The organism is Lawsonia intracellularis PHE/MN1-00 (assembly GCF_000055945.1).
GTDB lineage: Bacteria > Desulfobacterota > Desulfovibrionia > Desulfovibrionales > Desulfovibrionaceae > Bilophila > Bilophila intracellularis.
This window is the reverse complement of the sequence record NC_008011.1, coordinates 101,498-114,397: the sequence shown is the minus strand read 5'-3', so window position 1 is coordinate 114,397 and position 12,900 is coordinate 101,498. Positions and strand designations below refer to the sequence as shown.

At 31.2% G+C, this 12,900-nt stretch carries 13 protein-coding genes, 1 tRNA gene and 1 other RNA gene; 9 read left to right on the top strand and 6 right to left on the bottom strand.

Going from position 1 to position 12,900, the window contains the following annotated elements; all coding sequences use genetic code 11:
- The first annotated feature begins 6 nt into the window (after positions 1-6).
- From LI_RS00485 to LI_RS00470, 4 genes are all read left to right on the top strand, one after another.
- Entirely contained in the window at positions 7-1,218 is a 1,212-nt protein-coding gene (locus tag LI_RS00485; protein WP_015353667.1) for an aspartate aminotransferase family protein, read from the top strand.
- 2 nt (positions 1,219-1,220) lie between these two features.
- A complete protein-coding gene (locus LI_RS00480; protein WP_011526169.1) occupies positions 1,221-1,724 on the top strand; it encodes a NanQ anomerase/TabA/YiaL family protein in 504 nt (167 codons plus the stop codon).
- A gap of 708 nt (positions 1,725-2,432) precedes the next feature.
- On the top strand, positions 2,433-2,795 hold the full coding sequence (gene dksA, locus LI_RS00475) for an RNA polymerase-binding protein DksA (RefSeq protein WP_041817059.1): 363 nt from the start codon (positions 2,433-2,435) through the stop codon (positions 2,793-2,795).
- Between the two features lie 396 nt (positions 2,796-3,191).
- Entirely contained in the window at positions 3,192-3,923 is a 732-nt protein-coding gene (locus tag LI_RS00470; protein WP_011526167.1) for a class I SAM-dependent methyltransferase, read from the top strand.
- A 98-nt stretch (positions 3,924-4,021) separates the two neighbouring features.
- Here the strand turns inward: LI_RS00470 and LI_RS00465 are convergent.
- Positions 4,022-4,114, bottom strand: a tRNA-Ser gene (locus LI_RS00465).
- 200 nt (positions 4,115-4,314) lie between these two features.
- Between LI_RS00465 and ffs the strand changes: the two genes are divergently transcribed.
- Together ffs and LI_RS07675 are read left to right on the top strand one after the other, a co-directional pair.
- Positions 4,315-4,400: signal recognition particle sRNA small type (gene ffs / locus LI_RS07390), an RNA gene on the top strand.
- Positions 4,386-4,514 carry a hypothetical protein gene (locus LI_RS07675; RefSeq protein ID WP_258528347.1) on the top strand — a complete coding sequence of 43 codons (129 nt, stop codon included), beginning with the start codon at positions 4,386-4,388 and terminating at the stop codon, positions 4,512-4,514. The genes ffs and LI_RS07675 overlap by 15 nt, the downstream gene beginning before the upstream one ends.
- Positions 4,515-4,683: 169 nt before the next feature.
- Here LI_RS07675 and LI_RS07330 read toward each other — a convergent pair whose 3' ends face one another.
- Together LI_RS07330 and LI_RS07490 are read right to left on the bottom strand one after the other, a co-directional pair.
- Entirely contained in the window at positions 4,684-4,965 is a 282-nt protein-coding gene (locus tag LI_RS07330) for a hypothetical protein (RefSeq protein WP_081475766.1), read from the bottom strand.
- 412 nt (positions 4,966-5,377) lie between these two features.
- A complete protein-coding gene (locus LI_RS07490; protein WP_155800193.1) occupies positions 5,378-5,551 on the bottom strand; it encodes a hypothetical protein in 174 nt (57 codons plus the stop codon).
- A 517-nt stretch (positions 5,552-6,068) separates the two neighbouring features.
- Between LI_RS07490 and LI_RS00455 the strand changes: the two genes are divergently transcribed.
- Positions 6,069-7,100: a KpsF/GutQ family sugar-phosphate isomerase gene (locus tag LI_RS00455; protein WP_223604113.1), complete on the top strand. Its 1,032-nt coding sequence runs from the start codon at positions 6,069-6,071 to the stop codon at positions 7,098-7,100.
- Positions 7,101-7,114: 14 nt separating this feature from the next.
- Positions 7,115-8,209 (top strand): metal-dependent hydrolase, encoded by a 1,095-nt coding sequence (locus LI_RS00450; RefSeq protein ID WP_011526165.1) that lies wholly within the window; start codon positions 7,115-7,117, stop codon positions 8,207-8,209.
- Between the two features lie 42 nt (positions 8,210-8,251).
- Here LI_RS00450 and LI_RS00445 read toward each other — a convergent pair whose 3' ends face one another.
- Positions 8,252-9,193 (bottom strand): TIGR01777 family oxidoreductase, encoded by a 942-nt coding sequence (locus tag LI_RS00445; RefSeq protein WP_011526164.1) that lies wholly within the window; start codon positions 9,191-9,193, stop codon positions 8,252-8,254.
- 309 nt (positions 9,194-9,502) lie between these two features.
- On the opposite strand from LI_RS00445, the gene LI_RS00440 reads away from it, so the two are divergent.
- The gene (locus LI_RS00440; RefSeq protein WP_223604115.1) at positions 9,503-11,014 is read left to right on the top strand and encodes an ArnT family glycosyltransferase; all 1,512 of its coding nucleotides are present in this window, start codon (positions 9,503-9,505) and stop codon (positions 11,012-11,014) included.
- Positions 11,015-11,123: 109 nt separating this feature from the next.
- Here LI_RS00440 and LI_RS00435 read toward each other — a convergent pair whose 3' ends face one another.
- Positions 11,124-11,960 (bottom strand): carbohydrate ABC transporter permease, encoded by an 837-nt coding sequence (locus LI_RS00435; RefSeq protein ID WP_011526162.1) that lies wholly within the window; start codon positions 11,958-11,960, stop codon positions 11,124-11,126.
- Complete coding sequence (locus tag LI_RS00430; protein ID WP_011526161.1) at positions 11,957-12,844, bottom strand: carbohydrate ABC transporter permease; 888 nt, start codon at positions 12,842-12,844, stop codon at positions 11,957-11,959. Before LI_RS00430 ends, LI_RS00435 begins: the two co-directional genes overlap by 4 nt.
- Positions 12,845-12,900: the final 56 nt, after the last annotated feature.

The window sequence follows — 12,900 nt, the reverse complement described above, 5'->3', positions numbered from 1 at the left end:
GTATTCATGCAACTCTCCTACAATGAATCTATTATGCTACATGAAAAAAAATTATTATGTCATACATATGGACGATACCCCATACATGTAGTAGAAGCCCATGGTTCTATCATATTGGATGCAAACGGAAATAAGTTTATTGATCTTCTGTCTGGACTTGCTGTAACTAGCCTTGGACACTGTAATGAAGAGATTGCAGAAGTCATAGAAAAACAAGCAAGAAAACTCATTCACACAAGTAATCTTCTTTATCATGACGAACAACTAGAACTTGCAGAACGACTTTTATCTATGGGGCATTTTACAAAAGTATTTTTTTCTAACTCTGGAGCTGAAGCAAATGAAACAAGCTTCAAGCTAACTCGTAGGTACATGCAACATATCAAAAAATGTAATGCATTTGAAATTATTAGCTTAGAAGGCTCTTTTCATGGCCGTACACTTACAACAGTTGCAGCTACAGGCCAACCAAGTCTCAAAGAAGGTTTTGCTCCAATGCCTAATGGCTTTAAACAAGTCCCTTGGAATGATCTGGTTGCACTTGAAGAAGCTATCACACCCTCCACTGCAGCAGTACTTATAGAAATTATTCAAGGCGAAGGTGGGGTAAGGCCTATGGATAGCGACTATATCATAGGTATTGAAAAACTTTGCCGTAAACATGATCTTCTTCTTATTGTAGATGAAATTCAAACAGGACTATGTAGAACTGGTCAATATTGGGCATTTCAACACTTTCCAATTAAACCTGATATCCTTTCATGTGCTAAAGCTCTTGCTAATGGATTACCCATTAGCGCAATATTAACAACAGACGAAATTGCTCAAGCCTTTGTAGTAGGAAGTCATGGTACAACATTTGGAGGAGGTCCACTTATTTCCGCGGTTGCTACTAAAACAATAGAAATTATGCAGCGAGATAACCTGCACAAGAGAGCTGAAAAACTAGGTAATATATTTATTCAACGTCTAAAAAATATTGCTAATCGCCATCCAACAAAAATACAAGAAGTTCGTGGTATGGGACTTATGATAGGTATAGTTTTACCTTGTCCAGGTAAACCACTATGGGAAAAACTCCTTCAAAAAGGGTTTCTCCTTAATCTTACACAAAATAATATACTACGACTACTACCAGCACTCACTATTGACGAACACTATCTTGAGACTTTTGCTCAAACTTTAGAAGATACACTAGAAAAATATATACAGGAATAACTATGCTTAGTGATAGTATTAAAAACTGGCAAAACTATGAACTTGGACCAATCTGGAATGAGCTTATGTTATGGATCAACCAAAAAGTAAACTCTTCCCTACCAGATGGGATATATACTGTTGCTGGTTGTAACATTAATATTTTTCCTATGACATCAAGGATGGAGGGATCTTGCCTCTATGAATCTCATAGAACAATGTGTGATCTTCATATAGTTCTTAAAGGAAAAGAATATTTTTGGAATAGGCCTATTAACAACCTTGAACTAGAAGGCTTGTTTAATATAGATAAAGACATTGGTTTCTACAAACCAACAACAAATACTGATGGTTTAAGTCGGATAACATTAACTACAGGGATATGGGTACTGGTTTTTCCTTGGGAAGCTCATTTACCTGATATGAGTATAGATGAACATTCTATCACACTAAAAAAATTAGTAGCTAAAATTCCATTCACTCATCTTACAATATCAGCTAAAAAAGTAACTCATGGATATTTTTAACTATAAAAAGTATATTTTTCTAATTTCTATTAAAATTAGAACAGTAGTATATACTAATAGGTTATAACTATTGAAGGATGTTTTCATTTAATTTATGATTAATATCAAGTTACAGTTATAAAAATTAAAAATAATAATCTACTTAATTAAATAACTTACTATAGTTAGTCATAAACATTTTTTATAATATTTATAGGTGATATTATTTAATTTTTCTTTATCATAACTAATATATGCGTAATTAGTTATGATAAGTATAAAATTCTTAAAAATTTTTTTTATAGTTACCAAAAAGAACCCTTGATTTCTTACTATAAACTTTTTCCATCATTTTTTACTATCTAATAGCTCTATCACACTTAACATTATATTATTCCATTGAAACTTTTGAAGGTTATGTCAAATACTCCTCACATAATTATGTGATTATAACTAACTATAATTGGTTATACATTTAATATTTATTTACTAGAACAATGTATTATCTATTTCAAAAATTTTAATATATTTTATATTAAAAATTTTTATTATTTCTTTGATTCTATTATAGCGTTATTTGGGTTAAATTAAAGTGTATGTGCCTATCTTGTTATGAATAAAATACTAATTTCAAAGGTTTTTCGGGTCTTTACTCTATGATTTTTTTTTCTTATATGTTGGAACCGCACTATGAAAAAAGTCAAATTATCCTGCCAGGAGGTATATACTTTGGAACAAAAGGATATTGAGTACTTTCGTGCATTACTCACAACTATGCTTGAAGAAGCCCAGCATAAGGGAGATTCTACACTAGAGGACCTCACAGATGGTAATGAAATTTTTGCAGATCCTGCTGATAGGGCATCTGCAGAATCTGATAGAGCATTCACATTACGTATCCGTGATCGTGAAAGACGATTAATTCGCAAAATTCAATCTGCACTACAACGTATAGATGATGGTACATACGGTGTTTGTGAAGATTGTGGTGATGACATTGGAACTCCACGACTTAAAGCTAGACCTGTTACTAAACTTTGTATTAACTGTAAAAGCCGGCAAGAAGAAGGTGAATCTATTAGAGGAGAATAATAAATCTGATTAATATAACACAAAAAATTATTTCTATAAATAAATTAGCTGTCTCCTAGTGATACAGAAATAATAAAATATTTTTAAATTATTTTACACTAACAGAGTAGGATAGTTTAATTACAATATTAACTTTTTTATTCTCTCACTATTACAAATTAATAGTTATTCCTTATACTGACAAACAGTTATAATAGAGATTTTTATTTATATTTTTAGAAATTAAACAGCCAAATACAAAATTATGGTTAGTATCACATTATTAAATAAAAAAACATAATTCCTTTTAATATTCTTTCATAAAAATTTAATTATCTTTTTTGACTAAATATTTTTTATATTGCAACTACGTAGCATATTAAACAATAATACATTTGGCACATTACAAGAGGAAAAATGTTATTTCAAAGTGATATCAAAAAATATTTCACAAATACAGCACATAGAAGAAAACGAATATATGATCGGTTAGGAAACTATAAAACTTATATAAAAAACCCAAAAGAATTATTATGGAAATATAAAGCAAGGTATAGAGCTAATTACTTTATATCTAAACCAGAAATACTAGCTCTCCAACAAAAAGTTCAAGATCTTTTTCACGGACAAACATATGCAAAATATTCAGACTTTAAACGCTACTTTATTATTAATCTTCGACGTATTTATCGTTTAGGACTACATAAATCATCCCCTGTACGTATCCTTGATATTGGATCTGGAGCAGGTTTTTTCTGTTGGCTATGCAAACAATATGGACATGATGTTTATGCATTAGATATTCCAGGTGTTGCAATCTTTGATTATCTAATACCAGCATTTAATATTCCTAGAACATATTGTAGTATTCAACCTAATATTTCAATCCCCAAAATGGATCAGTCTTTCCATCTTATAGTTGCATTTGCTATTTGCTTTCATGAGTTAGAAGGAAATCAGCGTTGGAATCGTAATAATTGGTTATATTTTTTAAATGATATTAAAAAAAACTTTGCTCATCCTGGAACAAAAATGCATCTATTTTTTAATGATCATCCACATGGAGATTTTGAACAAGTGAAATCGTATGTTATCTCTTCTAATTATACTATTAAAGTAGGCCATAAAACTCTTGAATTTAACTTCTAATAGAACACAACTACTCATTAATAAGTATTAAAAAACTTTTTATATTTTTAACATACTTATTTTATAATAATAGAATGATAACTAATGAAAAATAAAAATGGCGGAGAGGGAGGGATTTGAACCCTCGATACAGTTTTATCCGTATACTCGCTTAGCAGGCGAGCGCCTTCAGCCAGCTCGGCCACCTCTCCCCAATTTGACATATATTCCTGTTAGGTGCTCTTATCTTGAGTCCATTATTTATGTCAAGTAAATTTTCATAATTCTATAACTCTTAAAATTAAAAATTCCATTGTAATATCCCTCCCAAAATAAAAAGAATCATAGATAATAAAGTACAAAAACTTGACGTAACTCTATCTTTAACATAAGCTTAAAAAGTTAAATTAAGGAAGCCGGGCGGCGGTAGATCCGCCAACCCCGCCAGGTTCGAAAGAAAGCAACGGTAACGGTTGATACCGGGTGCCCGGCCCCCAAAAAGCACAAGAAGATTCTTGTGCTTTTTATTTCTTATCAACAGAGACAGCATTATATAAAAATCTTCTAAGAAGATGTAGTAGTAGTAGTAGTAGTAGTCAAAATAGTCTTTAATAAGAAAAGATTATTATAACGTTTCATAATAAGAAATATTGCTAATACAATATACAAAATAGAAAAGTAGATATGAAATCTTTCAGTATTATGATAAACTCCAAAATTTCTTCAAGGAAGTCTGAATAAAAAGGTACACTAAACTGAAATACAAATAGAACAAACAGTACTATAGCTTTGGTATCCCTATATAAAGATTTAATAAAAGACAAATAGCAAATAACGATTGTGATGCTAACAATATTTCATAACTTTGTTGATGTGTTATAATCATAGGAGGAATTATATGCCCTGAAGAAACAGTATAAACTAAGGGTATCATACCAACAAGTAATGTCCATTGATTTAACTTTGCAGTCAATAAACTACCTAACGATAAACTAGGCTTTCCATTTAACACTAGTAAAATAGCAATAATAAATTCTGGAGCCTCAGAAGCTAATGGTGTAATCCACTAAACAAGTAAAAACTCATCAATTTGAAATAACCTTCCACATAATATAATACATGTTCACTAAAAAGCTCTGTATTCATAAGAAGCATAGATGCAGAAAAAAGAAATAAACTTACTGTGACAATTCGACAATATCTTACAGGTAACATTACCAAAGCTTTTGCAGAGCCTTTAATTTCAATAGATTTGTGACTCTCCTTCTCTTTTTTTAGAACTGTTTTTATATACCAAATATAAATTCCAATAAAAATAATACTATCATATCAACTAAAAGTATTTTCCCATGGTATGATAAAAGCATAGCTTGTAGCTAGTAATAAAAAATATTTCTATACGTTTTGCTGCATCTATTAGTATTGGCTGGCTATAGTTGATAAAAAATAATATAATAATCTTGGCTAACCTACACCTATAAGTAATCTATTAGCCCCTGTCCTATTTGCAATAGGATAATTATGATACATAGATAAAGGTTCTTGACCAGCCATCCATGAAAATACATATCTACAGCATACTCTGGTAACACAGCAATAAGAGTAATTACAATAATAGCCAATGGTTGTGGGATATCTATCTGAGCCACTTCACATGCCCACATAGGGATAATAACAGAGGAAAAAATAGCTAACGCACTACTCCATAATACAATTAAAGGATGTAGTTCAGGATTTAAGTATTTTATTACTATGCTAGGAACAGTAAATATAATGACAGTAAGAAATAATCTATATTTTTGAATAAAAGTATTATAACTTATAACGATATGTTACCTATACCAAAATAATATATTCCATCTACAATAATAGCATAGGGCTATTAAAATTTTATTTAATGTATTTATATTATTATACCTCAAAAGATACTTATCGATACTCTCTTCTTTTCTATAAAAAATTAAAGGATAGATAGAATCTCAACTATTCCCCCATGAACTCATAGTAAAAACTACTTTAAGTTTATAATACTAAGTCAAAAACTTCATTATTCATTAAAAGACAATAGATTTTCCTTTAGATTATATATTTTATTTCTTGCAGTCATAAATATTTTTGCCTATTCTTCATTTAATCAAATACATTTACAAAACTGTTAGGAAAACTATGACTGCTATCCATTCATATTCAAAAAAATATACAGAGTCTACTCAAACTTCTCCAGAATACTTACTCAAACTAGCACACGAAGTATTAACCATTGAAATGGATGGAATTGAAACAATACGTGAACGTCTAGGGAATACATTTGTTGAAGCTCTATTACTTCTTTCATCTTGTAAAGGAAGAGTTATTGTAACAGGCGTTGGGAAATCAGGCCTAGTAGGCAGAAAAATTGCTGCTACTTTTTCCTCCACAGGGACTCCTGCTTTTTTTATGCACCCAGTTGAGGGTGCACATGGAGATATTGGAAGTCTTAAAAGTTCTGATCTCATTTTATCTATTTCCAACTCTGGAGAAACTCCAGAACTTAATGCTATTGTACCAACAATTAAATCATTTGGTACTCCAATGATTGCTCTTACCTCTGTATTAAATTCAACCCTGGCAAAAGCTGCCAATGTTGTACTACATACTGAAGTACCTAAAGAAGCTTGTCCACATGGATTAGCACCAACAGCCTCAACGACTGCAGTCCTTGCATTGGGAGATGCCATTGCTGTTTGCCTTATGTCACTAAAATCATTTACAGAAAAAGATTTTTTACGTTATCACCCTGGCGGAATGCTTGGTCAACGTCTTACACTAAGTGTTACAGAGGTCATGCGCACTGATGGACTACCTACTGTCCATCTAGGCACATCTCAATGTAACGCATTGAAAACTCTTGACAAAGGTGGTCTTGGAGTTGTGTTAATAATAGATAAAAAAAATACAGTATGTGGTATCATTACAGACGGAGATGTAAGACGTTCTATTTGTTATAATAGGTTGAAGCAAGATGCACCTGTTGAACAAATAATGACACCTAGGCCTAAATGTGGTAAACCACAAGATACTATTGCAATACTCCTTGATATTATGGAACAAAAAGCTATTACAGTTCTTCCTATAGTTGACGATAACTATAAACTCCTTGGGATTGTCCATATACACGACCTTCTTGGAAAAGGAACAATCATCTTTTCTGATCGTTAATAATAAGGCACTACATGGATCCATTGACACATGCACTAACTGGAGCAACCATCGTTTATACATTTCCTAAAGAAAGCCGACCATGGTGGTTTCTTGTATGGGGCATGCTTGTTGCTATGCTACCAGATATAGATATTCTTTTTGTTAGCTCTGCAATAGACTACATTAAAGTTCATCGAGGGATCACACACTCTTTAGCTGGCGCTTGGGGCCTTGCTTTTATATGTACAATCCCATTAGTTGTACTTACTGCATTACGTCCCCAACCCAATGAACTTCCTCCACCTAAACAAATTTCATGGACACTTATTGAAGCATGGTTTTTTACTTATGCTATTCTAATATTACATATTTGGCTTGATGTTATGAACTCTTATGGCACACAAATTTTTCTTCCATTTAGCGAATATAGAGTTCGACTAAACTCTCTTTTCATAGTTGATTTACTTCTTATACTCCCTTTAATTATTGGACTTTTTTTTAGGAGAAACAATAGATTCATTATGGTGTTATTATTACTATGGACAATTATCTATCCTCTTACCAATATAGTAATAAGACTAGGTCTTGAGACATATCTTACCCATAGTTATCTAGCAAAAAATACATTTCAAACACAAAAAGAAATAACACTACCAAGACATAACACAGAAGAACATATTATAGCAGTCCACCTTATTCCTGATGCATTTACACCATTTCACTGGAAACTTATTCTTGATAAAGGTGAACACTGGAATGTCTCAGGTTATAATAGTTTTACTTCTCCCCCATCTAAATTTACTTCTTTTAAAAAGCCTCCAGAAGTACTTTGGGATATGTTAAAAGAAAAAAGTAGTATATTTCGTACTTATGAACAATTTGTAGTTTTTCCTGTTTTAACTGAAAGTTATGAAACACAAACAGGAAAAGTCTATATATTTAGTGATCTAAGGTTTGGATCTACTATCCCATTTATTAACGACTTGCAGGTAAAACGAGAAGGTGAAGAACTTGCATTTAGAATCATGGCACATATAAACCATGCAGGAGAACTCTCATCTGTTCGTTTTATTACAGGTTTTGGTGCTGGCGGTGATACAGGATGGGTAGATCCCCTTCCTGATTAAAAATCTTTACTATATATTCTTTTGTCATACAATTACTAATTATCACATTGCTAAATGGTTATCCAATAAGTCCTTTAGCGCAGGTAAAAGTAGGCCATGCCTAAAAGTAAATCCCTTTTCTAATAAGGCTTCAGGGTATGCACGTTGTCCAGAAAGTAGGAGCTCTTCAGCCATTTCTCCTAATGTTAAACGTAATAATAATTCAGGAATATGAATAAATACAGGTCGTTTTAAAACCTTTCCAAGGCACTGTGCAAAATGTTTCATATTTAACTGTTCTGGTGCTACTAAATTAAAAACTCCACATGCCTCTTTATTATCTATTAAAAACATAATTGCTGCTATTTCGTCATTTATATGAATCCAAGGGAAAGGTTGACTACCTGATCCAAAAATACTTCCTAGCCCAAAATAAAAACCAGGTAACATCTTTTTTAATATACCACCATTCATACCAAGAACAGGTGCTGTACGAATAATACATCTACGAATACCCAATGTATCAAGAGCTGAAGTAGATGCCTCCCATTGTATTACTGTTTGAGCAAGAAAACCATTTCCTGGAAGAGAGCTTTCTGTACATTGAGGAGCAGTATCAAAATTTTTCCAGTATCCATAGTATCCTATAGCTGAAGCTTGTATAAAAACAGATGGAAAACTTTTTAACTCTTCTAGTACACTTACAATTGTTTTGCCTACTTGAATCCGACTAGTTACAATTTTTTCTTTCCAATTCTCTGACCATCGCTTTGATGCAACGTTCTCACCTATAAGGTTTATTATTACATCTGCACCATCAAACATTTTGAAACAAGGTTCTCTATCAATACCATTCCACACAACATAAGATACATTTGAAGATGGACTAATAGAAATATCTGATGAATCACGTGTTGAAACTATAATACTATGATCTCTTCCTTCTAATGTTTTTATAAGTGAACTACCAATAAATCCTGAACCACCTAATACAACTACACGCATCTTACTTTTCTCCTTTTATAAATTTTTATAAGATACGATAGATTCTATATTCAAAATATAATACTATAAAATGATTTTATAGTATGTATAATATATAAATAATTAGTATTATTTATATATTATACATACTATAATGATAAAAAATTATACAATATACTAGTTCGATAGATAATCTGCAGATAAGTCTTTAAATAAGATTATTATAACCTACTATTATAAAAATGCTATTTTGACATAATATACATAATAAGATAGGAATAGTTTATCTAGCCTAGATGTATTCTCATTAAAATGATATTGGAATATACTATGAATACTCAATATGCTATAAATACATCTGTAGTTCGTTCCTTTGCATCAAAGTGCTTTACAATTCTTTCTAGCCTTAACATTGTAAGCTTACTTATCCTATTTGCTCTTCAAAATATCTTACTCCTTATAAAGTACGTACCTTATCTTCTTCAATATTATGACCAAATCATTCTAAAGTTTGGTATAGCTACTTATTCTGATTCTATGATTCCTTTAACTCCCTGGCTATACCTCACTGCAATCTCACCAATCAATTTAACTTCCTTTTTAATGATAACAAACATGTCACTGTCTGCTATTGTTCTTATTTTTACATGGCTACTAGCTATTATTACTAAGCAAAAAAAAAATGTACCATTTATTGCTGGACTTCTTCTTTTATCAACAATGATAACGCTACTGATGCCATATATCACTCCTGACTCAATACTTTTTGCTGCTATTGTCCTGTTAGCAATTATATGTCTTTATAAAGGATGGATGAAATCCAGTGCTCCATTTTGGCTTACTATAGGATTCTTACTAACAGGTTGTGCAGGATTAACAGGTGGTTTAGTAGGTTTTTTTATACCACTCATTTCAAGCCTTATTTTTCTTATTTGGAGTGGAAATCTTCGACGAGCTGGTTGTTATGACGGAGCATTAGCATTTGGACTTATGCTTGTTATGTTATTAGGATGGGGAAGTATTATAAGTTCAGTGGAGAATGGAAGAGAACTACTTAAATTTATTACAACTTATCAAATTATTAACCCAACTCAAACAATTTTTCATATTCAAACTAAAGACTTTTTGTTTTCTACTGCAATGATATGCCTTATATGGTTACCATGGACACTTATTATTTTTCTTTTACCCTGGTCACACTTTTTTAGTATTCCTCGTAAACTGATAGCATATAGATTATCCTTCCCTGGTCATAGTTGGATATGGATTAATACCCTTATTACAGTACTATGCATTATATTTATAAGTTCATCTGATCTACTCTCTATTATAAGTCTTTATTCTTTAATCGCTATCTTAACAGCTCAATGTATAATCTCACTTACAGAACAAAAAAGTCTATTCTTATATTTAGGTATAAGTAGTTATTTTTTGGTAATTGGTTTATTATTTCTATTTATATCACTTTATCCTATAATTCAAACTTGGCTTCCACGAGGATTTGAAACAGACCTCCCTAAAATTATTGAGTCTTTCTTTTTTGATAAACTAGGAATTGTTATAACTTCAACTATTTCTATATTGTCATTTTTCATACTATGGAAATTTACTAATAAAAGATCTCCTACTGGTAGCCTTATAGTTGTTGTATTATGTACAACACTTCTTGCTATTATATTATCATATTATACAACTCCTACAAGTCCAAATGAAATGACTCTTTTTATGCAGCTACAGCATTCATCAACCCCAGCCACAACAAATCGTGTTCCTATAGATAGTCTTCCCGACTCAACAGATAGTAATGAAGATACAGCAGAAGAAAATTATCATGATTTATAATCATCAATAATTTTCTTCTAAAATTACTATTACTAAATAATATAAATAATATATAGTATAGATAGCATATAGTTATTACTAGTAATTCACAATATTCTAACTATAGAATTTATTTTATTCCAGCTCTCATAAAAGACTGCATAAACTGCTTCTGAAAAAGTAATAAAGCTAATAAAAGAGGTATAGTTGTTATAAGAACTGCAGCTGCAATAATAGACCAATTAACACCTTGCTCTATAGATGAAAAAATTTGAAGACCTACAGTTAATGTCCTAGAAGAAACAGAATTTGTAACAATCAATGGCCAAAGGAAATTATTCCACTGATAACTCATTGAGACTAATGCATAAGCAATATACGTAGGCTTTGCTAATGGAACATAAACATACCATAAGATTTGGAATATATTTGCACCTTCAATAGCTGCTGCATCATCAAGTTCTTTTGGAACAATTTTAAATGCTTGACGCAACAAAAAAATTCCAAAACCTGTTGCTAAATAAGGAAATGCAATAGCTAAAGTCGTATCCAACAGTCCCATAGAACTTATTGTCTTATAGTTTTCAACAATAAGAACATCAGGCATAATCATCAATTGTATAAGAATAATCCAAAAAAATATCTCTTTACCTCTAAATTCAAAACGAACTAATGCAAAAGCAGCAAGAGTACAAAAAATAAGTTGAGAAGTAATAACCAATGTCACTAGCAATAATGTATTTACAAAATATTGTGCAAATGGAGCAGCTTGCCATGCTAGTTTAAAATTTTCTAATGTAATTGGAGCAGATAGTGAAAAGTTTGTAGAATATGCCATTGGATGAAATGCAGTCCAAATAGCATATACTAAAGGTAATGCCCAAATAACAGCAAGTAACCAAGCCCCTGCCAATTCTAAAAAATATGTTATCCCCTGAGGTTCATATGGATTATATTTATTTTTCATTGATAATGAACCTTTCGTTCTAAAATACCAAATTGGAATAATGCTATAAAGCCAAGGATTATAAGTAAAGTTACTGTTAGCACTGATCCATAACCTGTATCCCAAAATTGAAAACTTACTTCATAGATATAATATAATAACAACATACTGGCATTATTAGGACCACCTTTTGTCAATATAAAAAGATGATCGATCATACGAAATGCATTAATAGTTGCATTTATTAAAATAAATAATGTAGTAGGCATCAATAGAGGCACAACTATCCTACGAAGGTAATAAAATCGAGAAGCACCTTCTAGTATAGCAGCTTCGCCTAAAGAAGGAGGTATATGTTGTAATGCAGCTAAATAAAAAATCATAAAAAATCCAGCATCCTTCCATATTCCAACAACAATAACACAAAAAAGTGCTGTACTCTCACTACCTAACCAGTTTATCCCAGAAAGACCAAAGAAAGATCGAATTTGCTCAATAAGTCCATATTGTGGTGTGAAAAAAAATAACCAAATGTTAGCTACAGCAATCATAGGTAAAATAGTTGGTACAAAATATGCTAAACGCAATAAACTACGACCAGCTAGTTTAGTATTAACCCATAAAGCCATAATTAACGCAAGAATCATTGAACATGGGATGACACTCATAACAAAAATAAAATTATTCCATAAAGCTTTTCGAAATACTTTATCTTCTAGTAAATATAGATAGTTGTCTATACCAACAAACTTTGAAACAGCTCCCCCATCTCCATTCATAAAAAAACTATTAATAATAGTAGAGGTTATCGGAAGTAAGGAAAATACAAATATAATAATGAATGCTGGTAATAATAAAAGCCATGCATTTACTTGAGAAATAATATAATGACGTAGTAGTATCATAACATTATGTTATGGAGTTATAAGTAAAAAAATAGGATAACATAGTAACAAACTAT

Bases quoted from the DNA above. Each gene is read 5' to 3' on its own strand.
- LI_RS00445 (WP_011526164.1), bottom strand. From the start codon at position 9,193: ATGCGTGTAGTTGTATTAGGTGGTTCAGGATTTATTGGTAGTTCACTT.
- LI_RS00440 (WP_223604115.1), top strand. From the start codon at position 9,503: ATGAATACTCAATATGCTATAAATACATCTGTAGTTCGTTCCTTTGCA.
- LI_RS00450 (WP_011526165.1), top strand. From the start codon at position 7,115: ATGGATCCATTGACACATGCACTAACTGGAGCAACCATCGTTTATACA.
- LI_RS00430 (WP_011526161.1), bottom strand. From the start codon at position 12,844: ATGATACTACTACGTCATTATATTATTTCTCAAGTAAATGCATGGCTT.
- LI_RS00435 (WP_011526162.1), bottom strand. From the start codon at position 11,960: ATGAAAAATAAATATAATCCATATGAACCTCAGGGGATAACATATTTT.
- LI_RS00470 (WP_011526167.1), top strand. From the start codon at position 3,192: ATGTTATTTCAAAGTGATATCAAAAAATATTTCACAAATACAGCACAT.
- LI_RS00455 (WP_223604113.1), top strand. From the start codon at position 6,069: ATGACTGCTATCCATTCATATTCAAAAAAATATACAGAGTCTACTCAA.
- LI_RS00485 (WP_015353667.1), top strand. From the start codon at position 7: ATGCAACTCTCCTACAATGAATCTATTATGCTACATGAAAAAAAATTA.
- LI_RS00480 (WP_011526169.1), top strand. From the start codon at position 1,221: ATGCTTAGTGATAGTATTAAAAACTGGCAAAACTATGAACTTGGACCA.